17 protein-coding genes are annotated in these 24766 nt (G+C 63.5%); 13 read left to right on the top strand and 4 right to left on the bottom strand.

The features are described from left to right. Window positions 1-64 precede the first annotated feature (64 nt). The 6 genes from QW881_RS28365 (at window position 65) to asnB (ending at window position 9211) form a co-directional block, all read left to right on the top strand. Window positions 65-2008 (top strand): hypothetical protein, encoded by a 1944-nt coding sequence (locus QW881_RS28365; RefSeq protein ID WP_315758405.1) that lies wholly within the window; start codon window positions 65-67, stop codon window positions 2006-2008. Between the two features lie 271 nt (window positions 2009-2279). Beyond that, window positions 2280-4157 carry a hypothetical protein gene (locus tag QW881_RS28360; RefSeq protein ID WP_315758404.1) on the top strand — a complete coding sequence of 626 codons (1878 nt, stop codon included), beginning with the start codon at window positions 2280-2282 and terminating at the stop codon, window positions 4155-4157. An 89-nt stretch (window positions 4158-4246) separates the two neighbouring features. Next, a complete protein-coding gene (locus QW881_RS28355) occupies window positions 4247-5146 on the top strand; it encodes a sugar nucleotide-binding protein (protein ID WP_315758402.1) in 900 nt (299 codons plus the stop codon). 5 nt (window positions 5147-5151) lie between these two features. Then, entirely contained in the window at window positions 5152-6411 is a 1260-nt protein-coding gene (locus QW881_RS28350; RefSeq protein WP_315758427.1) for a class I SAM-dependent methyltransferase, read from the top strand. A 1-nt stretch (window position 6412) separates the two neighbouring features. Then, window positions 6413-7135, top strand: coding sequence for a class I SAM-dependent methyltransferase (locus QW881_RS28345; protein ID WP_315758401.1), 723 nt, complete (start codon window positions 6413-6415; stop codon window positions 7133-7135). Window positions 7136-7246: 111 nt separating this feature from the next. Beyond that, window positions 7247-9211, top strand: coding sequence for an asparagine synthase (glutamine-hydrolyzing) (gene asnB / locus QW881_RS28340; protein WP_315758400.1), 1965 nt, complete (start codon window positions 7247-7249; stop codon window positions 9209-9211). A 4-nt stretch (window positions 9212-9215) separates the two neighbouring features. Here the strand turns inward: asnB and QW881_RS28335 are convergent, their stop codons facing one another. Further along, window positions 9216-10178: a lysylphosphatidylglycerol synthase transmembrane domain-containing protein gene (locus QW881_RS28335; RefSeq protein ID WP_315758399.1), complete on the bottom strand. Its 963-nt coding sequence runs from the start codon at window positions 10176-10178 to the stop codon at window positions 9216-9218. A 186-nt stretch (window positions 10179-10364) separates the two neighbouring features. Here QW881_RS28335 and QW881_RS28330 point away from each other — a divergent pair, with 186 nt between their 5' ends. From QW881_RS28330 to QW881_RS28315, 4 genes are all read left to right on the top strand, one after another. After that, complete coding sequence (locus QW881_RS28330) at window positions 10365-11648, top strand: nucleotide sugar dehydrogenase (protein ID WP_315758398.1); 1284 nt, start codon at window positions 10365-10367, stop codon at window positions 11646-11648. A gap of 10 nt (window positions 11649-11658) precedes the next feature. Next, window positions 11659-12675 carry an NAD-dependent epimerase gene (locus QW881_RS28325; RefSeq protein WP_315758397.1) on the top strand — a complete coding sequence of 339 codons (1017 nt, stop codon included), beginning with the start codon at window positions 11659-11661 and terminating at the stop codon, window positions 12673-12675. Window positions 12676-12686: 11 nt separating this feature from the next. Continuing rightward, window positions 12687-14099 carry a mannose-1-phosphate guanylyltransferase/mannose-6-phosphate isomerase gene (locus QW881_RS28320; protein WP_315758396.1) on the top strand — a complete coding sequence of 471 codons (1413 nt, stop codon included), beginning with the start codon at window positions 12687-12689 and terminating at the stop codon, window positions 14097-14099. A 69-nt stretch (window positions 14100-14168) separates the two neighbouring features. Beyond that, window positions 14169-16388: a tetratricopeptide repeat protein gene (locus QW881_RS28315; protein WP_315758395.1), complete on the top strand. Its 2220-nt coding sequence runs from the start codon at window positions 14169-14171 to the stop codon at window positions 16386-16388. An 11-nt stretch (window positions 16389-16399) separates the two neighbouring features. Here QW881_RS28315 and QW881_RS28310 read toward each other — a convergent pair whose 3' ends face one another. Continuing rightward, window positions 16400-17110 (bottom strand): DUF1223 domain-containing protein, encoded by a 711-nt coding sequence (locus QW881_RS28310; protein WP_316159117.1) that lies wholly within the window; start codon window positions 17108-17110, stop codon window positions 16400-16402. Window positions 17111-17470: 360 nt separating this feature from the next. Between QW881_RS28310 and QW881_RS28305 the strand changes: the two genes are divergently transcribed. The 3 genes from QW881_RS28305 to QW881_RS28295 all read left to right on the top strand — a co-directional run bounded on the left by QW881_RS28305 (window position 17471) and on the right by QW881_RS28295 (window position 21008). Then, window positions 17471-18481 (top strand): Gfo/Idh/MocA family oxidoreductase, encoded by a 1011-nt coding sequence (locus tag QW881_RS28305; RefSeq protein ID WP_315773368.1) that lies wholly within the window; start codon window positions 17471-17473, stop codon window positions 18479-18481. Between the two features lie 55 nt (window positions 18482-18536). Continuing rightward, on the top strand, window positions 18537-19688 hold the full coding sequence (locus QW881_RS28300) for a DegT/DnrJ/EryC1/StrS family aminotransferase (RefSeq protein ID WP_316159116.1): 1152 nt from the start codon (window positions 18537-18539) through the stop codon (window positions 19686-19688). 240 nt (window positions 19689-19928) lie between these two features. Beyond that, on the top strand, window positions 19929-21008 hold the full coding sequence (locus tag QW881_RS28295) for an IS5 family transposase (protein WP_315758391.1): 1080 nt from the start codon (window positions 19929-19931) through the stop codon (window positions 21006-21008). Between the two features lie 276 nt (window positions 21009-21284). Here the strand turns inward: QW881_RS28295 and QW881_RS28290 are convergent, their stop codons facing one another. Further along, on the bottom strand, window positions 21285-23504 hold the full coding sequence (locus QW881_RS28290; RefSeq protein ID WP_315758390.1) for a tetratricopeptide repeat protein: 2220 nt from the start codon (window positions 23502-23504) through the stop codon (window positions 21285-21287). Window positions 23505-23799: 295 nt separating this feature from the next. After that, window positions 23800-24300, bottom strand: a complete 501-nt coding sequence (locus QW881_RS28285; RefSeq protein ID WP_315758389.1) for an IS110 family transposase — start codon at window positions 24298-24300, stop codon at window positions 23800-23802. Between the last annotated feature and the right edge of the window lie 466 nt (window positions 24301-24766).

The raw sequence follows: 24766 nt of genomic DNA, 5'->3' as shown, positions 1-24766 counted from the left end.
CGCGTGCCAAGCGGAAGGCGTGTCAAGTCCGTCGCACGAAGGCTTTTCGAGGCGCTTTTACGGAATGAAAGTCAAATTTCTGACGGTGATATGGGGGGCTCGGTATATCGACGAGTTCGCCCGCGTCTCGCTCCCTTCCTATTTGTCGCCCCAAAATCTGCCTTGGGTGGCCGAGGCGAACGAGTTGGAAGTCGTCGTTCTAACGTCTGTCGAAGGGCGGGCGCATTTCGAGAAGCAGCCGATCATGGCCCGGCTGAAGGCGCTTTGCTCTGTTCGCTACATTCCGATCGATGATCTGATCGCCGGCGGCGCGTACGGCGTGACTCTGACGGCAGCCTATGCGCGCGGCATCATGGACAGCGGCAGCGAACAGACCAACACCTGCTTCGTGTTCATGAACTCGGACTTCGTGCTGGCAGACGGATCGCTGCGAACACTCGTTAGCAAGATCGCCGAGGGGCATCCTTGCGTGAAGACGCCATCCTTGCGCGCAGTCGCGGAGACCGCTCTGCCATCTCTAGTAAAGGCGCTCTCGCCGGACGGATTTGAGCTGACGCTCAAACCGCGCGATCTGGTCCGCATCGTCCTCGACAACCTGCATCTGACCGTGACAGCCAAGACCATCACCCAGGGCCTCATCACCTGTACCAGCCATACCCAGATCTACTGGCAGGTGGACGACGAGACATTGCTTTGTCGCCATCACCTGATCTTCATGATGGCGGTCAAGCCCGAGGTACCGCTGACGCCGCTGAACTCGTACAGCGACTATGGCTTCATGCCTGAACTGGTCCCGTCGCGGAGATTCACGTTGCTCGGTAACTCCGACGAATTCTTCGTTGCCGAGCTGCAATCATCGAGTTCCGAGCGTAACCTTGTTAAGGGCGGTCAAGCCAGCGTGGACACAATCGCGGCCGAGCTCTGTCAGTGGACCACAGCCGAACACCGGCGCTTCGCCGAAGTAGATGTTGTCTTTCATTCCGGAGATCCCGGCCCGGAACTGGATCGGGCTCGCGCACGCGCAGAGCAGTTCATGACCGAGCTGAAATCGAAGATGACGCGTGAACCAATCGACCACGTTAACCATCCGTATTGGCTCGCCGGCGTTCAGTATTGGGCATCGTTGAGATTCGCCGTTGCTCACCAGACTGTCGTAATGCCGCCGGAATTGGACAGCCGAGACAGCTCGGTAGGCAAGGCGGGAGACCTGAAATCCGCCATCCTTCGGCTCTACAGCCAATTTATTGGCTGGATGAGGAGACAGAGCCGCAGTCTCCCTGACGTCCCGATTTGGCATTATCAGTGGCTGGATTCGTGTTTGCTGCGGGTTTGGATTGCCGAGGTCCAGGCGCGATCGAGATCGCGTACGCTCCTCGTCTGTAGTACGGCCAGCCCTTTGGCCGCTGCGCTGCCACTATACTTCCCGATCGATGTTTGCTCTGAGGCCGCGCTAATTTCCGGAGTTACTCGCGACGCAACACCGTCCGTGCCCGAGCTGCAGGCTATATACGACGACATTCTCATTCATGTTCTCCGCGAGGGAGTCGCCGGAATGGCGAACACCTTGCGGGCGGCTGAAAAACGGTTGGGTCCGGACGGTGTTCTGTCGGTCTTCGTCGAGCATCGCTATCCGGAACTCGATGGAGGGGATCTTTCTGGCGAACTGCCGTACTTTGCCGACCAGTTATTGCCGAAGGACTGGATCAATTACCACTGTCGCGCCCGATTCGCAGGCGGCGAAATAAAGCACGTTCTTCGCTGCGCCGAACGTGGAGTTTACCGCTTTTTATGGCCGGTTTCCCTGCGGAGGCTGCCGATGACGGCGGGAGCCGCGCTTGCCTGGGGCCTGCTTGCAGTCATGACGACGCTGAACAATTTTCGGATGCGCCGCCACCAAGCGAGGTTTCCCGCGCACTGTAGCAGTTTGCTGCTGTCCTTGTCCAAACGGATTCTCCCTGCGCAGTCGGCTGACCGCACCAGTTCTGGATCGCGGTCGCTGCGGAGTTAGAACCGCTGCCGGCATCGGGATTTGCTATCGCGGGTATCATAACATAGGCTAACCAGCTCCGGCGCTACCTCCGCACGGCCCAATTTTGCGGCATGTTGATTCGGGTAGATTTGTGCCACTTTCTGGCTAGAGCTTGCTGCGGATTTCTGCTTGGACTACAACCGCGGCGGGTGGGCTGGAATTGCCTTCGATCTCGCAAAGTGGAGTCTTTGGCGCCCACATCGGCTAATTGTGACGATCTGTTGGTACGCGACCGGACTGAAGGGGAGCGATGAAAGTCAAGTTTCTGACGGTGATCTGGGGAACTCGGTACATTGACGAGTTCGTCAGGCTTTCACTGCCGTCCTATCTTGCGCCGGGAAATCTGCCCTATGTTGCCGGCCAGACCGAGCTTGAAATGTTGATTCTGACTTCAACCGAGGGGCAGGCTCATTTCTCCGAACTCGCGATCATGGAAAGGGTGCGGGCTCTATGTCCAGTTCGGTTCATTCTCATCGATGATCTGATCACGACCGGTATCTATGGTGTGACCCTGACACTCGCTTACGCGCGCGGCATCATGGATAGCGGGCCAGAACAAACTAATACGCACTTTATTTTCATGAACTCCGACTTCGTGCTGGCCGACGGTTCGTTGCGCGCGACCATATCCAAGCTAGGAGAGGGGTATCCGTGCATCATGGCGCCGTCCTTACGTGCGTCCGCGGAGCCGACACTGCCAATTCTGGCGAGCTCGCTTTCTGACGAAGGGCACTGCCTGGCCGTCCCACCGCGCTCGATGGTGCGACTCGCGTTCGAGAACTTGCATCCGACGGCTGTAGCGAAGACCGTGACCCAGCAGTTCGTCAGCTGCGAAACCCACAACCAGATGTATTGGCAGGTTGATGAGGCGACCCTGCTGGCTCGGTACCACCTCATCTTTATGCTGGCTATCAAGCCCGAGGTGCCGATGCCGCCCGTGAATTCCTATTGCGACTATGGCTTTGTCCCGGAGCTGGTTCCGTCGGGCAAGATCGGCTTCATGGACGATTCGGACGATTTCTTCATGTTGGAGCTGCAGCCGCAAGCGCAGGAGCAGGCGCTGCTTCGCTGCGGCATTAAGAGCGTCGGCAGCATCGCAACCGAACTGTCGCGTTGGACTACCAGCGAACATCGGCGTTGTGCGCAGGTCGATCTCGTTTTCCGCAGCGGCCCCGGTGGGGAAGCGTTGCCGGAAGTCAAGGCGCTTGCTCGAGAGTTCATGGCCGATGTCGCGTCGAGGATGACGCCGAATGCTGTGCCACATGAGGGGCATGAGTACTGGTCGTCTGGCCTGGAGGCCTGGGCTTCCCTGAAGTTCTCGCTGTCTGGCAAATGGACGTGGCCTCCGGAGGTTCTCGATCCCGAAAAGCGGAATGTGCAGGTTCGGAAGAGAACGGATCTGGTCGGACGTTATCACGCGATGCTGCGCGTGGCGCAGGTATATACCGGACGACTTCCGGATGTTCGTATCTGGAATCACCTCTGGCTCGATTCGTGCCTGGTGCTCGATTGGGTAGCGAACGTCATCCAGGTGAAGCCGCGGCGAGTCCTGCTGATCTGTCCTGCTGACAGCTCACTGGCGCGTTATCTTCCGGGGCGGCTCCCGATTGACATCCAGCAGATGCCGAACTCGGTGGGCGAGGAAGGTCCGCACAAGGCCTACGACCGTATCCTGATTCACATCTATCGAGCGAACATCCGTCAGCTCAGGAAGTGGCTCGAAATCGCCGATAGACATTTGGCACACGGGGGCCAATTGGCAGTATTCATCGAGCACCAGAACTCCGAGCTCGAACGAAGCAATTTCTCTAGCGAGCTTTCGCGATACACTCAGGAGGTCCTACCTGCGAACTGGATCGGCTACCGAGTGGAAGGACGTTTCGTCGGCGGTCGTTTCAAACGGAAGCTGAGATTAATCGAAAGGCTCTTTTTTCGTTTTCTTCGGCCCTCATCCATTCAGAAGTTGCCTATGGTCGTTGTCGCCGTGAACTGCTGGTGTGTGTGGGCCACTGTGATGATGTTATACAACATTTTGATGCGAGGGGCGGCGTCGGCCCGTTGCCCAGATTATTGCAGTAGCGCGATGTTGTCGCTATCCAGGCGGAGCCGGAACGCTGATCGCGTCTAAGTGACAGGCCCGATGAGAAAAGGGATTTTGCCGGAGATGAAGCACGATCTTTCGACAGCTGCTGGGAAAAGCCGCGGCGAGGCGATATAATGAGCAATCAGCAAGCATTTCTGGTTGTCGGGGGCGACAGTCTCGTCGGCGGCAGTGTTGTCAGAACGTTGCGCCAGCGCGGGCACACCGCCCTTGAGACCACACGGCGGCCGGATACGGTCGGTCCGGAGCGTGTGCTGCTCGATTTCGAGAGCGAGGCGCCGTTCATCGCTCCGCCTGGTGTGCAATATGCCTTCCTGATCGCGGCCGCGACCAACTATGGTCGCTGCGAAAAGGATCCGATGGCTCGGATCATCAACGTCGAGCTGATCCCGCGCACGGTGGCTTCGCTGTTGGAGCAAGGCCTGTTCGTGACCTACATCTCGACCAATTCAGTCTTCGGTGGCGAGCTGCCATGGCCGAAGGAGGATGACCCGCATCAACCGGGCATCGCCTACGCGAAGCAGAAGTCCGACAGCGAGATCGTCGTGCGTCGTGCCGCGGAGCGGCTGGGTGCGCTGGATCGCCTCAATATCATTCGTCTCACCAAGATCATGAATGCGGGCGTGTCGCCTCTGCCAGCGTGGTTCTCGGCTTGGGAAAAGGGCCAGCCAATCGAGCCTTTTTCCGATCTGGTCTTTGCGCCGATGTCGGTGCGATTCGTGGGTGAGGCCTTGGCGCAAATCGGCCAACAGCGCGTCGCCGGGAACCTGCATCTCTCCGGCGCGGAGAACGTGAACTACGTCGATTTTGCTGCTAAGCTCGCCCGACGGCTCGGTGTCGACCCCGACATGATCCGGCCGACGACGGCGACCGCAAAAGGCATCCATATTGCATTCAAGCCGACCTATAGCGGGCTTGGCATGCAGCGCACAACCAAGTTGTGCGGCGTCACGCCGCAACCGCTCGACGCACTGGTCGAGGACCTCATCACTGACTACCGGGCACAGAAGGCTTGAATGCGATGACCGTGACAAGACGCCAGACATGCCGGCTGTGTGGGTCCCGCAATGTGGAGCGCGTGGTCGAGCTCTCGCCGATCCCGCTGTCGGAGAACTACTCCTACGATCGGGCTATGGCGGCCAGCGCGCCGCGCTACCCAGTCGATGTCTTCATGTGCGGGGATTGCGGCCACGTCCAACAGGTCGACATCATCGATCCCAAGACCCTGTGGGATTCTTACACCTATTTCTCGGGCGATGCCAAAGGCATGCCGGAGCACTTCCAGAACGTCGCTGCCAGAGCCGTGAGGGCGGCGGCCGCGCCGGTCGGTGCCTTGGTCGTCGACATCGGCAGCAATGACGGCTCGCTATTGAAGCCGTTCAAGGCCGCCGGCTACCGTGTGCTCGGCATTGATCCGGCGACAGATGCGTCCAAACGCGCCAATGATGCCGGTATTCCGACCATCACCTCGCTGATGACCAGGGATCTCACCAGGAAGATCCGCGAGGAGCACGGTCCCGCCCACATCATCTGTGCGTTCAACGTCTTCGCACATGCCGACGATTTGGGCGAGATGGTCGACTGCGTGCGGGAAATGCTGGCGCCCGACGGTCTGTTCTTCTTCGAGGCTCAGTATTTGCTCGATATCGTCGACGGCATGCTGATCGCGACCTTGTTCCACGAACATCTGAGCCATCATTCGGTCAAGCCCCTGATCTCGTTCCTCGACCGTCACGGGCTGCAGTTGATCGCGGTGGAGCGTGCAGCCATTCAGCACGGTTCGCTGATCGGCACCGTTCAGCTAAAGGGCAGCGCACGCCCAGTTCAGGACTCCGTCCGCGAGCTCGTCGCCCTTGAGACCGAGCGCAGGCTGGACAAGCTCGAAACGCTGCACGCCTTCGGTGCAAAGGTGAAGGAACTGCGGACCCGCACAGCCGAGCTCGTTGCCAAGCTAAAAGCGCAGGGCGCCACCATCGCCGGCTATGGCGCGGCGCGTAGCGGCCCGACATTGATCATCCAGATGGGGCTTTGCGGTAAGATCGACTACATCGTGGATGATCATCCGCAGAAGGTTGGACGCTACGCCTCCGGGGACGGCAATCTGGTTGTGCCCACGGCGGAGCTCGTGAAGCGGATGCCGGACTACACGATCATCCTGGCCTGGGTGCACTCGAAGAAGATCATTGAGACCAACCAGGAATACCTCAGCAAGGGTGGCCATTTCATTGTGTTGTGTCCCGAGACCCGGGTCGTAGGCGAGGACGGGGATGTGAGGATCTAAGATGGCAATGATCGGATCAGCGTTGGGGAAGGGTACGCTCATGGAGGACAAGAGGACCAAGGAAACCCAGTATCAGGTCATGGTCGAAGCTGCGTCCGAGCGGGGATACGAGACGCTCGGGCTACGTGGCAGCCAGAGCTGGCACGAGGACCCGAAGCACCTCGTGTTTCGGTTGTCCCGCTATAAGTTCGTGTCCAAGATGTTCTCGGGACGCGAGAAGGTGCTGGAAATCGGTTGCGGCGACGCCTTTGGGACCCGCATCGTGCAGGCCGAGGTCGGCAAGATGACCGCGATCGATTTCGATCCGGTGTTTATCGAGGACGCAAAGAAGCGCATGGCGCCGCGCTGGCAGTTCGAAGCTTTCGTTCACGACATGCTCGATGGGCCCGTTCCTGGCGACTACGATGCCGTTTACGCGCTCGACGTGCTCGAACATATCGAGCCCGCCAAGGAGCGCCTATTCCTATCTAATGCCTTCGCTTCGTTGGATTCCAACGGAGCGGCGATTATCGGCATGCCGTCCATTGAGAGCCAGCCCTATGCATCCGCTCAGTCAAGGATCGGTCACATTAATTGCAAGACCGGTCCGGATCTGCGGCGTCTGCTGGAGGATTACTTCCACAACGTGTTTATGTTTAGTATGAACGACGAGGTCATCCACACTGGTTTTCATAAGATGGCCAATTACATTGCCGCGCTCTGCACCGGCAAGAAGGGTCTGTAGTGTGAAGTCCTGCCCGCTCAGCGCAGCCGCCGGATTTGTCGGCGGATCGGGGCTATTAAAGAAGTCCTTATCGAGGATCCGCGGCTTGCGCGTGCCCGAAAGAGCCGATTTATGTGCGGCATAGTGGGCCTTTTTCGCCCTCGCGGCGCCAATGAAAGTGTACTTGGTGGTTGTGCCGGGCGGATGACCGAAGCGCTGGCTCATCGGGGGCCGGACGCGTGGGGACTATCTATCCTGGCGGAGGCCGGCATCGCCTTCGGTCATCGGCGGCTATCGATCCTCGATCTCTCCGAGGCCGGCGCCCAGCCCATGCGCAGCTCGTGCGGGCGCTACACCATCACCTTCAACGGCGAGATCTACAACCATCTCGAGATCCGGGACGACTTGGAGGCGTGCGGCGTTGCGCCGAACTGGCGCGGCCATTCCGACACCGAAACGCTGCTTGCCGCCATCCGGCAATGGGGCGTCCAGCCCGCGCTCCAGCGCCTGGTCGGCATGTTCGCCTTTGCGCTGTGGGACGCCGGGGCACGATGCCTGATCCTGGCGCGCGATCGCTTTGGCGAGAAGCCGCTGTTCTATGGCTGGAGCGGCGCCGATCTGGTGTTCGGGTCGGAACTGAAGGCGCTGGCGGCGCATCCATCATGGGCACCAGCGCTAGATCGCGCGGCGCTGACGGCATTCATGCGCTTCTCCTGCGTGCCCGCGCCGGCCACGATCTGGACGGGGATACGCAAGCTGCCGCCGGCCTCGTACGTCAGCTTCCCTGCCGATGCTGCGCCCGGGACCTGGTTCGAGCCGCAGCTTTACTGGTCGCTGCGCCACCATGTCGTTGCTGCGCAGGGCGACCGGATCAGCGGTGAGAGCGAGGCCATCGAACGGCTGGAGCAGCTTCTATCCACAGCCGTGAAACGGCAGTGCCTGTCCGACGTGCCGCTCGGTGCGTTCCTGTCCGGCGGCGTGGATTCCTCGACCATCGTCGCGCTGATGCAGGCGCAGGCCAGCCGGCCGGTCCGCACCTTCAGCATCGGCTTTGCCGAGGGCGGATACAACGAGGCCGAGGACGCGCGTAGGGTCGCCCAACATCTTGGCACTGATCATACCGAGCTCTATGTCGATGCCCGCACCGCCATGGACGTCGTACCCAAGCTGCCGCGCATCTATGACGAGCCGTTCGCCGACTCCTCACAGATTCCGACCCATCTGGTGGCGCAGCTGGCGCGCCAGCATGTCACCGTCGCGCTGTCGGGCGATGCAGGTGACGAATTGTTCGGTGGCTATAACCGCCATGTCTGGGGCGGGGGGCTGCAGGCGCGTCTCGGCCTCCTGCCGATGCCGTTGCGGCGTGCGATCGGTGCCGCGCTTGGTGCAATAGCGCCGGAGCCGGCCGATACGATTCTCAACGCCCTACAGCCCGTGTTGCCGGCCCGATGGAAGGTCCGCCATGCCGGCGACCAGGTCGCCAAGCTCGGGCGCATCATTGCCGCCGATGGCCTTGATGCGCTGTATCGGACGCTGAGCTCGATCGACCAGGATCCGGCCGCAACGGTGATGGGAGGCGCGGAGCGTCCGAGCTGGGCAGAGAATGAGATGCAGCTGACTGCTCAGCTCGATCCGCTCGATCGCATGACGCTCGCCGATGCCCTGAGCTATCTAAGCGATGACATCCTGCAGAAGTTGGATCGTGCGGCGATGGCGGTGGCGCTGGAGACACGCGTGCCTTTCCTCGACAAGGACGTTGTTGAGTTCTCAACGAGGGTTCCTCCTCGGATGAAGGTCCGTGATGGGCGCGGCAAATGGCTGGTGCGTCAGGTGCTGTACCGGCACGTGCCGGCGGAGATGATCGATCGGCCGAAAACCGGATTCAGCATTCCGCTCGATACGTGGCTGCGCGGCCCGCTGAAATCATGGGCCGCAGACCTGCTGTCACCGGCTCGCCTCAAGCGGCAGGGCCTGTTCGATCCGATCCGGGTGACACGCATGTTCGAAGAGCATCTCAGCCGGCGCCACAACCATTCCTACTGGCTGTGGAACGTCCTGATGGCCGAGGCGTGGTACGACGCGTGGGCCCGTCCCTAATAGTTCAGTCTTCCGCGATTGCCGGCACGGCCAGTCGGCCAGCGCCCTTTTCGGCGCTGAGAATCCACACGAGGCCGCCCATGCCGCCGACGATGAAGTAGACCGCGCCGAACAGGATCGAGACCACGGTGCCGTCGGCCGGCGCAAGCCCGGCATAGCCGAATGCGACCATCATCGTCGCCTCGCGGACGCCCCAGCCAGCGATCGAGATCGGCAGCATCGTGATCAGCATGATTGGCGGGGTCAGCAGGAATAGCTGTTCGAATGCGGCTGGCGCCGCGATGGAGCGCACCGCGCACCAGGCGATGACGACGGCGAGCACGTGAATCGACAGCGACAACACGGCGATCTTCGCAGCCGTGGTCCGGCCGAAGATCACCCTGTTCGCGATCACCGAGCAGGCATAGACGTGGCGCGTCGGCCACCACGCCTTCATCCATGCCGCCGGCAGATGGCCGATGGTGAGGAAGCCGACGCCGGCCGCCAGTGCGGCGGCGTCGACCAGCACCAGGGCCAGGCGCCCGTGCTGGTCGGCGATCATGCCATAGCTCCACGGCAGGCTCGCGACGATGATCAGCGCCAGCGCGATGAAGCCGACGGCGCGGTCGGTCAGGATCGAGTAGCTGGCTGCGCGCCAGCCGGCGCCGGTGCGCCCGATCAGCCACAGCCGCACGGCGTCGCCGCCGATCGAGGACGGCAGGGTCTGATTGAAGAAGGCGCCGATCATGTTGTAGCGGAACGCCTGCATGTCCGTCAGCGGCGCGCCGCACAGCGCGGAGATCTCGCGCCACCGCAGGGCGCCGATGAAAATCTGCACCAGCGTGATGGCCACCGCCAGCCCGATCCAGCCGATGTTGATCTGACTGAGCCGCTCGCGGATCGCCGCAAAGTTGATCCCGCGCAGAGCGAGATACAGCAGAGCCAGCGACACCACGATCCGGAGGAGAAGAATCAAAAACGCACGCATGCCAGGCTGGCTTCGCTCTTGGTTGAAACGGTCCAAGCCGAGTGCGATACGCGCAACGCCCGTCCTGGCAGGGCCGGACCCCGGGTAAGGGGAGCCGTAGCCGCCCCTTGCGGTCCTGATGCCCCGGTGGCTAAACAGTCGCAGGGGTGGCGTCAATGGCCTCCGAAACGACCGGAATATCAATTTATGTCTCATGGCCGGAAGATTGCGGTGATAGGCCTTGGCTATGTCGGCCTGCCGGTCGCGGCTGCGTTCGCGCGGACAGGCTGCCCGGCGATCGGGTTCGACATCGATGCGGCCCGCGTCGCGGAGCTGAAGGACGCCAGGGATCGGACCTGCGAGGTCGATGCGGGCGACCTGCGGCGGCCGGGCCTGCGCTTCACCAGCGAGCCGGCCGATATCGCGACTGCCGATTTCTTCATCGTCACGGTTCCGACCCCGATCGACAGCGCGCGTCGGCCCGATCTCGGCGCCATGCTGGCCGCGACGCGCACCGTTGGCGCCGTTCTGAAGCGCGGCGACATCGTCGTCTACGAGTCGACCGTCTACCCGGGCGCCGTCGAGGAAGACTGCGTCCCGTTGCTGGAGAGCTGCTCGGGCCTAAGGGCGGGGGCCGATTTCAACGTCGGCTATTCGCCGGAGCGCATCAATCCCGGTGACAAGACGCATCGCTTCGAGACCATCACCAAGGTCGTCTCGGCACAGAACCCGCAGACGCTCGAGATCGTGGCGGCCGTCTACGGCTCGGTCGTCACGGCCGGCATTCATCGTGCGCCCTCGATCAAGGTCGCCGAGGCGGCGAAGGTGATCGAGAACACCCAGCGCGATCTCAATATCGCCTTCATGAACGAGCTGTCGCTGATCTTCCAGGCGCTCGAGATCGATACCGGCGACGTGCTCGCAGCCGCCGCCACCAAGTGGAACTTCCTGCCCTTCACGCCCGGCCTCGTCGGCGGCCACTGCATCGGCGTCGATCCCTATTACCTCACCTATCGCGCCGAGAAGGCGGGCTACCATCCCGAGGTCATCCTGGCGGGCCGCCGCATCAACGACGAGATGGGCCGGCGCATTGCGCGCGAATGCATTCGCGGGCTGCTGAAGCGGAAAGGGCGCAGCGGCCTCGTCACGATCCTCGGCATGACCTTCAAGGAGAATGTGCCGGACATCCGCAATTCGCGGGTGATCGACATCATCAGCGAACTGCAGTCGTTCGGCGTCGAGGTGCAGGTCGCCGATCCCCTGGCCGATACGGCGGCGGTGCACGAGGAGTATGGCATCGGCCTCACGGCAGTTGGCGCGCTGCGTCCAGCCGACGCGGTCGTGCTGGCCGTGTCGCACGATCAGTTCCTGGCCGGAGGCTGGCCTTTGGTTCAGAGCCTCCTCGGCGAGGAGAGCGGCCTCGTGCTCGACGTCAAGATGAAGCTCGACCGCGCGAGCAAACCCGCCGCCATCGAACTGTGGCGACCCTGACGGAGCGACCATGGCAGATCATCCCATCCTCGTGACCGGCGCCGCCGGCTTCATCGGATTTCACCTGTCGCAGCGGCTGCTCGCCGAGGGACGGCAGGTGGTCGGCATCGACAACATCAACGCCTATTACGATCCGAAGCTGAAGGAGGCGCGGCTCGACCTTCTGAAGGCGGCGCCCGGCTTCACCTTTCACAAGCTCGATCTCATCGACCGTGCCGGCATCAAGGCGCTGTTTGCCCAGCATCGCTTTCCCGCTGTGGTGCATCTCGCGGCCCAGGCCGGCGTGCGCTACTCGCTGGAAAATCCGCACGCCTATGTCGATGCCAATCTCGAGGGCTTCATCAACGTCCTCGAGGGTTGCCGCCATCATGGCTGCGAGCATCTGCTGTTCGCATCGTCCTCATCGGTCTATGGCGCCAACACCAAGCTGCCGTTCTCGGTCAAGGACAATGTCGATCATCCGATCAGCCTCTATGCGGCAAGCAAGAAGGCCAACGAGCTGATGGCGCATTCCTACAGCCATCTCTACCGCCTGCCGGCCACCGGGCTGCGCTTCTTCACCGTCTACGGCCCCTGGGGCCGTCCCGACATGGCGATGTTCATCTTTGCCAAGGCCATCCTCGCAGGACAGCCGGTCAGGCTGTTCAATCAAGGCCGGATGCGGCGTGATTTTACCTATGTCGACGACATCGTGCAGGCCATCGTCCGCCTGATCGGCCGCCCGCCCCAGGGAAACCCGGATTGGGATGGAGACAGACCCGATCCGTCGAGCAGCCGGGCGCCATGGCGGATTTACAATATCGGCAACAATCATCCCGAACAGCTGATGGACGTGATAACACTACTAGAGAAGGAGTTCGGGCGGCCGGCCATCAGGGAGATGCTGCCGATGCAGCCCGGCGACGTCGAGGCGACCTATGCTGATGTCAGCGACCTCGAACGCGACATCGGCTTCCGGCCGGCGACCTCGATCGCCGACGGCATCGGACGTTTTGCGAAATGGTACCGCGACTATCACCGAATTTAACGGGTTGATTCATGACCGGACGCATCATTCCTCTCATCATGTGCGGCGGCGCTGGGACCCGGCTGTGGCCGGCATCGCGGGAGGTTCGCCCGAAGCAGTTCCTGCCGCTGTTCGGCACCCGTTCCACATTCCAGGACACGCTGCTGCGCGTATCCGATGCCGACTTGTTCGAACGGCCGATCATCATCACCAACCTGGCCTATCGCTTCATGGTGCTGGAGCAACTGGCCGAGATCGGCATCGAGGCCGACGTCCTGCTGGAGCCGATGCGGCGTGATTCAGGCCCGGCCATCGCAGCCGGAGCCGCCTTCGCCCAGTCGCGCCATCAGGACGCTGTCGTGCTGGCACTCGCGGCCGATCACGTCGTTCGCGACACCGCGGCCTTCCTCGCGGCGTGCCGGCAGGGGCTCGCTGCCGCCGAGGCCGGCCGCATCGTCACCTTCGGCGTCAATCCGGAGCGCGCGGCCACCGAATATGGCTATATCAGCCCGGGTGCATCGGTATCCGGGGAAGTGCGGGCCGTCGCAAAATTCGTCGAGAAGCCGGATCAGCCGACCGCCGAGCGCTACATCCGCGAGGGCTATCTCTGGAACAGCGGCAACTTCATGTTCCGCGCGTCGGTCCTGCTCGATGAATACCGCAAGTTCGATGCGGGCAGCGTGCAGACGGTGATCGACGCTGTCTCCAAGGCCGGCCGCGACCTCGGTTTCATCATCCTGGATTCCGATGCCTTCGCGGCGGCCAAGCCGATCTCGATCGACTATGCCGTGATGGAAAAGACCGAACGTGCCGCCGTGGTGGCGGTGTCGTGCGGCTGGTCTGACGTCGGCTCCTGGCATGCGGTCTGGGAACTGTCCGACAAGGACGGGCAGGGCAATGCCGCGCGCGGCACCGCCGTGTTCGAGGATTCCCGCAACTGCAACGTGGTCACCGACAAGGCGCTGGTCGCGCTCGAAGGCGTCGACGATCTCGTCGTCGTGGCCGCGCAGGACGCCGTGCTGGTGTCGCGCCAGCGCGATGCCAACGGCTTGAAGCGGCTGGTCGCCAAGCTCAAGACCGTGGCGCCCGAAGTGACCGAGACGCACATCAAGGTGCACCGGCCCTGGGGCAGCTATCAGTCGGTCGACAATGGCGAGCGTCATCAGGTCAAGCGCATCATCGTCAAGCCGGGCCAGCGCCTGTCGCTGCAGAAGCACTATCACCGGTCCGAGCACTGGATCGTGGTGCGCGGCGCGGCGCGGGTCACCGTGAACGAGACCGTCAAGACCGTGCATGAGAACGAATCGATCTACATTCCGATGGGCGCGGTGCACCGGCTGGAGAACCCGGGCAAGATCCTGCTGGAGCTGATCGAGGTCCAGACCGGGTCCTATCTCGGCGAGGACGACATCATCCGCATCGAGGACGATTACCGCCGCGAGTAGGGCGGGTCTCGCCTCGAATCACGCGAGCCGTGCTAGACAGCCCCGGACGTCGTCCGCCGGAGAGCTTCGTTGCAAAGCACGATCGGATCGCGCGCGTTCCAGAATGCGCGCCTGCAGAAGAAGAATCGCAAGCAGGCCGATAGCCTGCTGCCGAAGGCCGTCGAGGCCTACCGGGCGGGCCGGCATGCCGATGCCCAGGCGGTGTGCGGCCAGGTTCTGGCGCTGGTGCCGGACCATTTCGAGGCGCTGCATCTGCTCGGCGCCTCCGCGCTGGACAGTGGCCGGCTCGATCTCGCCGAGCAGGCGCTGACCCGGGCCGCCGCGCTTGAGCCGCGCAATGCCGAGGCGCAGGCCAATCTCGGCCTCGTCCTGTTCAGCATGAAGCGCTATGAGGAGGCCCGTGCGGCGCAGGAGCGCGCCATCGCGCTGAAGCCGAGCTTCGCCACGGCGCTGACCAGCCTCGGCAACACCCTGATGAACATGCAGCTGTTCGCGCCGGCGATCGAGATGCATGACCGCGCCATCGCGCTGAAGCCGGACTTTGCCGACGCCTATTGCAACCGCGGCATGGCGCAGCTGCTGCTCCAGCGCAACGAAGAGGCCCGGCAGAGTTTCGATCGCGCCCTGGCGCTGGCCCCGCGCCACATGCAGGCCACCTTCGGCAAGGGGCTCGTCAGCGTCAATCTGCGCCATCTCGAGCAGGCGCTCGCGGCCTTCAATGCCGCGCTGGCCATGAAGCCGGGCATGCCGGCTGTCATCGCGCGGCGGGGCCGCGTTTTCATCCAGATGGGTCGCTTCAAGGAAGCCGAGGCGGACTTCGATGCGGCGCTGGCTACTGATCCGATGCTCGAGGCGGCGCTGATCGGCAAGGCCCATGTCGGCGTGCTCACCGAGCAGATCGCCCCGGCTATGGCCGCGTGCAAGCGCGTATTGGAGCACAATCCGGCCTCGGAGACCGCGCTGGTCTGGCTTGGTGCCTGTTTCGCCAAGCAGGGCGATACGGCGGCCGCCATGCAGCATTTCGACCGCGCGCTCGAGATCAATCCGACATTCGAGGACGCTATCCTCAAGAAGATCTTCGCGCTCGATTTCATTGCCGAGGCTGACTTCGCCATGCAGCAGGCGGCCCGACGCGAATGGTGGGACCGGATCGGCGCCGCGCTGCCCCGCCGTCATCTCAAGGACCGCAACCTCGATCCCGAGCGGCTGATCATCGTCGGTTACGTGTCGTCAGACTTCCGGAACCATTCGGCGGCGCTCTCGTTCATGCCGGTGCTCCGCCTGCATGACCACAAGGCCTTTCGGGTCATCTGCTATTCCAGCTCGCCGCTGCGCGATGGCGTGACGGAGCAGTTCATGTCCTTCGCCGACGGCTGGGTCGATGCCTGCCAGCTGGCGGACGACGAGCTGGCCGACCGGATCGAGGCCGACAATGTCGATATTCTGGTCGATCTCTCCGGCCACTCGGCCGGCAATCGTCTTGCGGTTTTTGCGCGGCGCCCGGCTCCGATCCAGGCGAGCGCCTGGGGGCATCCGACCGGCACTGGACTGCCAACGATGGACTACGTGCTGGCCGACCCTGTCTCGATTCCGCCGGCGGTCCGGCACCTCTTCGCCGAGCAGATCTACGATCTGCCGTGCATGGTGACGATGGACGCGATCGTCGGCGTCGCCCAGACGCCGCTGCCGATGCTGCGGAACGGTTACGTGACCTTTGGCGTCTTCAACCGCATCGACAAGATCTCCGACGCCGCGCTGGCCGTGTGGTCGAGGCTGTTGCAGGAGATGCCGAGCGCGAGGATCATCATCAAGAACGGTGCACTCGATGACGCCTATCTGCGGGACACCTTGATCGGCCGCTTCGTCAGCCATGGCATCGCCGCGGAGCGCGTCCGTTGTCTCGGCTCCAGCGCGCGCAACGAGCATCTGGCGGAATTCGCTGCGATCGACATGTCGCTGGACCCGTTCCCGCAGAACGGCGGTGCCAGCACCTGGGAGTCGCTGCACATGGGCGTGCCCGTCATCACCAAGCTCGGGTCGACGCCGTCGGCGCGCGCCGGCGGTGCGGTCGTGACCGCGGTCGGCCTCGGCGACTGGGCAGCCGAGGACGATGAAGGCTACCTCGCCATCGCACGCCGTCATGCCGGCGATCCGGAGGGCCTGGCGAAGCTGCGTGCGGAGCTCCCACAGATGATCCTGAGCTCCGCCGCCGGCAATGTCGAGACCTACACGCGCAAGGTCGAGGAGGGGTACCGTCAGTTCTGGCGGCGGTGCTGCACCTCCGCCTGACCGTTCCGCAACTACCAGCGCGCCGCGCCGACGATGCGCCCGTCCGCCGCTTCGAGAATCACGGCGGCATCCTCGCCCTCCGGCATGGGTTCGGTGAGGCGCAGCGCGGTGCCGCTCCAATCCCCGAGCGGACGCACCGAGCGCACCACGTTGAGCTCCTCCAGCGTGCGGCCGCCATTCTCGCCGCGGCGGATCGCCGTTTCGTGCCGATGGTCGAAGCCGACCAGGAAGAGGCGTCCGCGTCCTTCACCGCCGCCGACCTCGACCGTGAGCCTGTCGCCATTGCGCGCGAGCTTGAGCCGCGCCGCCGTCGCGCTCGCGCCCCTGGCGCGATCGATCGCGGCTCCCACCTCGGCCCTGTTGGAGCCGACATGACCCGTCACCCCGTCGACGACGATCTCCGGCGTGTAGGAGCCGTCGCCGAAGCGGCTGCCGTAGCGGGCTTGGCGGTCGGTGGCGGCCGGCAACGAGAACGGGTCCTTCCAGCCCAGCCGATCCCAATAGGTGACGTGAAAGGCCAGCGGCAGCACGTCGCGGCGCTGCCGCACCAGCTCGTTCAGATAGGCATTTGCAGGCGGGCAGGAGGAGCAGCCCTGCGAGGTGAAGAGCTCGATGACGACAGGCCGATCCACGGCGGCCACCGACGGCGACCACGGGGCAAGCGAGGCGAGCAGCACGGCGAAGGATGAGGCGTAGCGGAGCGAGGCGAGGCTGAGGGTCATGGGTGTTCTCCCGCGAAGTGACGTGATCTCCTTCGCTGGCGGGATGCACCGCGTTACCTCCGGCCGCGGCCAACACGCAGGCGTGAAGCCGCTGCAACCGTTGTGTCCGCGGCATGTCGGGACGCGTGAACAGGGCACTTGCCACACGTGAAGGGCATCGCGCACGCCGTTCAAAAGACAGCGGTTTTCGTCCACGCCCGATGTAACTTTCTGAATCAAATCGTGTCCTGAAAAAGGTTTCCGCATTCGCCTCGCTTCAACCGGCATGCTAGGAGAGCTTCGACCGGTGATTTGCAGTTCGTTAACCGTCATGGCCAATCCGTGACGTCGCAATCCGGGGACATTGATGGGGTCGATGACATGAGTTCCAAGGGGGCGGGCCACAAGGCCGAGCTGAGGCAGGCGCTGCGAGTCGGCGTCATCGGAGCCGGCGTGATGGGCAGCAACCATGCCCGCGTGCTCGCCGGACTGCCTGATGTGCACTTGGTCGGCGTGGTCGATCCGCTGCCGGCGCATCGCAACCGCGTCACCGAGCTTGCGAACTGCCCGACCTTCGAGACGCTCGATGAACTCGTCGCCGAGGGCGTCGATGCGGTGACCGTCGCCGCCCCGACCCACCTGCATCATGAGCTCGCGCTCGCCTGCATCGCCCGCAAGGTGCATCTGCTGGTCGAGAAGCCGATCGCCTCGACGGTGGAGGAGGGCAGGGAGATCGTCTCGGCCGCGCATCGCGCCGGCGTCACCCTGATGATCGGTCATGTCGAGCGCTTCAATCCGGCGGTGGCCGCGATCAAGAAGGCGATCGCCGGCGAGGACCTCCTGTCGATCGCGATCACCCGCGTCGGCCCGTTCCCGCCGCGCATGTCCAACGTCGGCGTCGTCATCGATCTCGCCGTGCACGACATCGACCTGATCCGCTGGTTCACCGAATCCGACATCATCGAGGTGCAGCCGCAATTGTCGAGTGCGGTGGCGGAGCGCGAGGACATCGCGCTCCTGCAGTTCCGCACCGCCTCCGGCGTGCTCGCCCACATCAACACCAACTGGCTGACGCCGTTCAAGGCGCGCAACGTCACCGTGGCGACGCGCGGCAAGTACATCATGGGCGATCTGCTGACGCGCCAGGTCACCGAGTGCTTCGGCTTCAAGCCGGATGGTAGCTACTCGATGCGCCATCTCCCGGTCGGCCATGACGAGCCGCTGCGCGCCGAGCTGATCGCCTTCCTGCATGCGGTCCGCTCCGGCACCTCGCCGGCTGTCACCGGCGACGAGGGCGTCGCGAGTCTGGCGATCGCCACGCAGTGCCTGGAGACCTCGAGCCATCGTCCCGCCGAGGCGGCTGCTACCAAGCGTCGCGCCGTGGCCGGCTAGCCGGCCACGCCTCCGCTTCACCCCATCGTCTCGATCCGAACCTTTGTCAGAGCTCATGAACCAGCACCTGCGTCATCAGCCCATTCCGTTCATCGACACCGCCGCGCAGCGCCAGCGGCTCGGCAAGTCGCTCGACGACGCCGTCGCCCGCGTGCTCGCGCATTGCCAGTTTCTCGGCGGCCCCGAAATCATCCAGCTCGAGAAGGAGCTGGCTGAATTCTGCGGCGCCAAATACGCGGTGAGCTGCTCCAGCGGCACCGACGCGCTGCTGATGGTGCTGATGGCCCAGGGCATCGGCCCGGGCGATGCCGTGCTGTGCCCGTCTTTCACCTTCTGCGCGACCGGCGAAGCCGTGGCGCTGACCGGCGCCACGCCGGTGTTCGTCGACGTGCTGGAGGACACCTTCAACATCGATCCGGCCTCGCTCCACCGCGGCATCGCAACCGCCAAGCGGCTCGGTCTCAAGCCGAAGGCCGTGATCCCGGTCGATCTGTTCGGACAGAGCGCGGACCACGATGCGGTCGCCGCGATCGCTGGGGACGAAGGCCTGTTCGTGCTCGACGACGCCGCGCAGGGCTTTGGCGCCAGCTACAAGGGCCGCCGCATCGGCACCTTCGGGCTGGCGACCGCCACCAGCTTCTATCCGGCCAAGCCGCTCGGCTGCTTCGGCGACGGCGGCGCCATCCTCACCGACGATGCCGGCCTGTTGGAGCGCCTGCGCAGCGTGCGCGCCCATGGCGGCGGCAGCGACAAATACGACAACGTTCGCCTCGGCCTCACCGCGCGGCTCGACACCATCCAGGCCGCGGTCCTGATCGAGAAGCTCAGGATCTTCGAGGACGAGATCGTCGCGCGCAACAAGGTGGCCGAGCGCTACACGGCCGCGCTGGCCGATGTTGTGAAGGTGCCGCGTCTCGTCGAGGGCTGCACCTCGGTCTGGGCGCAATACACCATCCGCCTGCCCAAGGGCGTCGACCGCGACACCTTCGCCGCCGCGCTGAAGGCGCAGGGCATTCCGACCGCGATCTACTATCCGAAATCGATGCATCAGCAGGCCGCCTATCGCATCTTCCCGAGCGTCGATGGCGGCCTGCCGGTCAGCGAGCAGCTCTCCGCCGACGTCATCAGCCTGCCGATGCACGCCTATCTCGACGAGCCGACGCAGGTTCGCATCATCGACGCCGTCCGCGGCGCTGTGGCGGGCTGAGGTCTTCGCTAGCTTGCGGGCTCGCAGGCAGCTGATCTGCCCCGCTGATGGTCCGAAACGACAATCCTGTCCCTATGGGGCGTGAATGGGCGGTCTATCTTCTCTTGCTTCGGGTACCATGCCGATGTTGAATCATGACTAACGTGCCAGGGAAAGTGGGTACTAGCAGTCCGCTGAAAAACTATCGTTTTTGCCGGATTTTCGTGATTCACTGATCTTGGCGAGTCTCGGAGGGGGCGGATGCGGGGCAAGTTCGAGGATCAGGGCGGGCTGTTTTCGTACATTTCGCCGGAGGCGCGTGTTCCAAAGGATCATCCGCTGCGCAAGATCCGGGAGCTGGTGCGAGACGTTCTTCGCGACCTGAACCGTGCATTGGGCGCGCTCTACTCGAAGGAAGGCCGCCCCTCGATCCCGCCCGAGCAATTGCTCAGCGCTCTGCTGCTGCAAGTTTTCTACGGCATCCGCTCTGAGCGTCAGCTCATGGAGCAGTTGGATTACAATCTGCTCTACCGCTGGTTCGTGGGGTTGGCGCCGGACGATCGGGTGTGGGACCCGACGACATTCACGAAGAACCGTACCCGGCTGGAAAACGGCGAGGTGTTCGCCAAGTTCATGGCGAAGCTGCTGAACCATCCCGAGGTGAAGCCGCTGTTGTCGAGCGAGCACTTCTCGGTGGACGGCACGCTGATCGAGGCCTGGGCCTCGCATAAGAGTTTCCGGCCGAAGGATGACTCGGACGACGGCGACGATGGTGCGAACTTCCACGGCCAGAAGCGCAAGAACGACACCCATGCCAGCGTGACCGACCCCGACAGCCGACTGTATCGGAAGGCGCAGGGCAAGGAAGCCCGACTCTGCTACATGGGCCACGTCACCATGGAGAACCGGAACGGCCTGGCGGTCGATGGGCGTGTCACCCATGCCAACGGAACCGCCGAACGCTCCGCGTCGGAAGCCATGCTCAAATCCAAAGCCAACAAGGATGGCCGCCGCATCACCGTGGGCGAGGACAAGGCCTATGACACCGCCGAGCACGTCGCCAAGCTGCGGAAGATGAATGTCACGCCGCACGTCGCCCAATACAACAGTGGCAATCCCAACGGGCGCCAGAGTGCCATCGACGACCGCACCACCCGGCACGCTGGTTACGGCATGTCTCAGACATGCCGGGCCATGGTCGAATGCATCTTCGGATGGGGCAAGCAGCACGGAACCATGCGCAAGACCAAGCACCGTGGTCGCGAACGCGTCCTCAGCGACTTCCTGCTCAACCTGATCGGCTATAACCTCGTTCGGATACCCAAGCTGATCGCCGCGTAACACCGTCCCTCGCTCCCTCGCGGGCGGACGGTCTTGCGATCCTCGCAACGCCCCCGTCGGCTCAGACTTCAAAGTCAAACCGTCGGCCTCATGCGGGTATTCCAGCGGACTGCTAGATTGCGGCGGGCCGCACGTGCAAATAGCAGGACCGCGGCATCACCGCGCTCGGCAGTGTCAAACCGGCATGGTAAGTAGTTATACCGCTCGTCATTGCACAGATTGTGTGCCTCACAGGCGCAGCTCGATGTGCGTCCGTCCTTTGGGAGGCCGTGAGCGTCATCCGCCGGACCTCGCGCAATAGTCCCGCCAGAGCTGCCGATACGCGGCCTCGACGCACCGTGTATAGTTAGCGACGTTACCGGCCGGCGAGCGCGCGATCCGATTTGGCAGCTCGGCACGCAGTCTGGCCATCCGCTCCGGCTGGGCTGCGTAGGTCTTGGCAATGCGGACGTAGTCGTTGTCATCTGCGGCGATCCAGTCGTCGAGGCCGACGGCATGGATGATGCCGGCGGCGAGCCGCGATGAGGCGCTGGTGCCAAGCTTGGCGACCACCGGGACGCCCATGTAGAGTGACTCCCAGGTGCTCGCGCCGCCGTTCTGCGGAAACGGATCGAGCGAGATGTCGATCCCGGAAAAGGCGCCGAGGTGGCTGCGCCGGTCGCTCGCGCCCATGCAGACTACGCGCTCCTCCGGCATGCCCTGGGCCGCGAACCGAGCCATTAGACCGTTGCGCACCAGCGCATCGTCGAGAGCCAGATGCTTTACCACCATCTTCGCGCCTTCGATCTCGCGCAGCAGTCGCGACCACAGTGTGATCGCGGCGTCGGAGATCTTGTCGATGCGGTTGAATACGCCGAACGTCACGTGGCCGTTTTGCAGCAGCGGCGCCGGCGACAGCGGAATGTCGGTGATCGGATCGGTCGTGTTGAGCGAGGGCAGGTCGTAGATGCGCTCGGCGAAAAGGGGGCGGACCTCGGGAGGGATTGTGACCGGATCGGCGAACAGCACGTCCATCGTCTGCATGCCCGTCCCGGTTCCGTTGCCCCAGCCGGTGGCCTGGATCGGCGCCGGCTTGCGCGCAAACACCGTCAGCCGGTTGCCCAACGTATAGCCGGAGAGATCGACCAGGATGTCAACGTCATCGGCCTGGATGCGATCGGCGAACTCGTCGTCGGACAGGGTGGCGGCATCGACCCAGACGTCGGCGATGTCTTGGAACGCATCGGTCAGGTGGTCGCGCGACCGCGAGGTGGAATAGCAGTTGATTTGGACCTGCGTCTTTTCGTGGGCGCGCAGCACCGGAAAGAAGGCGAAGGCGGCCGAATGGGTGCGGAAGTCGCCTGAGACGTAGCCGATGACGAGACGTCGGTCGGGGTCAAGCGAGCGGGCCGCAAGCTGACGACGCGGCAGCCTGGACCCCACCATGTCCCACCAATAGCGGCGCGCGGCCTGATGCGCGGCGAAATCGGCGCCGGGCAGGAAATCGAGATAAAAGATCTTCTTTGTGATCGCCTCTTCGTAGTCCGGTTGCACCGCCAGCGCCTGATCGAACAGTGCGATCGCACTCGTGACGTCCCCGAGCCGTCCATGGCAGGCGCCGAGTAGGGTCAGCGCGGCCTGGGCTGTCTGATTTGTGTCGAGCACACGCTTGCAGGCCGCCATCGCCTGGGCGACGTTGCCGTTGAGCAGCCAGATCTGCGCCTTACCCTGCCAGCCTACCTGCAGGTCCGGATCGAGCGAGATCGCGCGATCGAAGTCGGCTTCGGCCTCGGCCGTGCGCCCGGAGATCATGTATAGTCGGCCGCGATGCGCTAGCAACTCGGCATGGGCGGGTCGAGCGGCAAGCGCTGCATTGAAGCTCGCTTCCGCCAGCTCGAAATGATGCAGCTCGAGATGGGCGAGCCCTCTATTGACGGTGGCTTCGAAATGGCTGGGGTTGAACGTCAGCGCGCACTCGGCGCTGGCGGCGGCGGCGTCCCAGCGCCGCAGCATCAGCTCAGCGACGCTGCGATTGCACCAGGCGTCGACGTCGTCCGGCTTGAGCGCGAGGGCACGCGCCGCGGCGGCGAGCGACGCCTCGCCCTGCCCCAGACGCAGCAGGGCGATCGCGAGATTGCGCAGGGTGATCGGCGCATTCGGCCTCAGCGCCAGCGATCGCTCCAGCGCGGCGCGCGCTTCTTCATAGCGTTCGCAATTGACCAGCGCCCAGCCGAGATTGGAGTGCGCATCCGCCGAGTTGGGCTCAAGCGCGACGGCCTGGGTTAGGAACACGGTCGCTTCGGCGAATCGGGACGAGGATACCAGTGAGACGCCGAGCAGATGTATGGCGTCGAAATAGTCCGGAAGCTCTTGCAGTAGCTTCGCACACAGCGCCTGCGCCTCCGCCTGGCGTCCGGCCTGGAAGGCCCTGTACGCCAGTGCCAGCGTCTCGGCGAGCTTCTTCTGCTTTTTCTCCTGTCGGGCTTTCTGGAAGGCGCGCGAACCTACGGTGCTCAAGGCTGTTTCTCCGTGCGGCCAAAGACGGCGACGATTCGAGCGGCCGCAGCTGCGTAGCGCGGCGCGGCAGATCTTGCCCGCGACATGGTTAGCAGCTGGTTAATGCGGTGGGGAGGGGGGAGACGGCGAATGCCAGCAACGGGCGCTGCATCGATCGGTCACTCATCCCATCAGGCGCATCACAGGACGCCCAATCTCAGACGCGCGGTCACGGTCTCGCGGCGCGTTGTGCCGGAGCTGTGCGTTGCGTCCCGCCCTCCACACCAGTGGAGGAGCCACCGTCGTCCGCGCCGCGCTATCCGCAGCAGCGTAAACTTGACCTCAGCTTCGGGAGGCCAGTGTTGTCGGCGGATATCTCGGCCTCGAGCTTGCTCAACTCGGTGCTGATCACCTTGGCTAATCGCGTGTGCAGACGCTGCACTTCCACAGGCAATTCATGCTCGCCCTGGTTCGTCAGTCCAACCAGTATGTCCTTCGTTGCCTGGCGCGCATTGACCATCTGCTGAAGCTTCTCTCGGGCCGCATCGTAGGCCTGACCCGCAGCTTCATTGAAGGTCTCGGCGAACCAGGCGATCGTGTCCGCATCGATGCTGTCGTTCTTGGCCAGGCGCCCGGCCGATCGAGCGAAGCTCCGCACCCGCTTTGGGTCGACGATACGAACGTCGACTTTGGCGGCCCCGCGCCAGCTTGGCCCACTCCCATAGCCGCCGCTGGCCTCCATCACGACTTTGCCGATCTTGTTCCGGCGCAGCCACGCCACGAAGTCGCGCCGGCCTTCATCCGTCCTTTCGAACATCTGCTTGGACCCAAGCGCTCGGGTACCAGCATCGACCTTATCCTTGGCGACATCGATACCGCGACAACGAGATCATTCTGTGCCATCATCCGGCTCCCTTCCTTGCAAGGTGAGGACTCGAAGCCCGTGCAACTGTTCGGGTTGAAGGAAGACACCGGACCTGTCCCACGCTCCCCGACAGGCTCCAAAAGGGCCTTTGAGCACAATCGGGCTCAGATCCAGCGACGGGCGGTTGGTCAGAACCGCCCGTTCGCACATCCTGGCAGATTTCGAAGACACAAGAGTGCAACTCGAACCGCCGCACTTCGGCCCTGAGCGGAATTTCTGCGCGTTCGCCGCTTTAAACTCCGTCCCCGATGCTTTCGCGAGCGTGGGGCGGTACTCAGTAGTATCAGTACGACTGCGTCACGAATTAGCGGAGCGTAATCCGCCGTCATGCTGGGCTCGATTTCGCTCGCCAAATGCT

This window comes from Bradyrhizobium sp. SZCCHNS3016, from assembly GCF_032484535.1.
Classification (GTDB): domain Bacteria; phylum Pseudomonadota; class Alphaproteobacteria; order Rhizobiales; family Xanthobacteraceae; genus Bradyrhizobium.
This window is presented reverse-complemented; position numbering and strand designations above follow the sequence as displayed.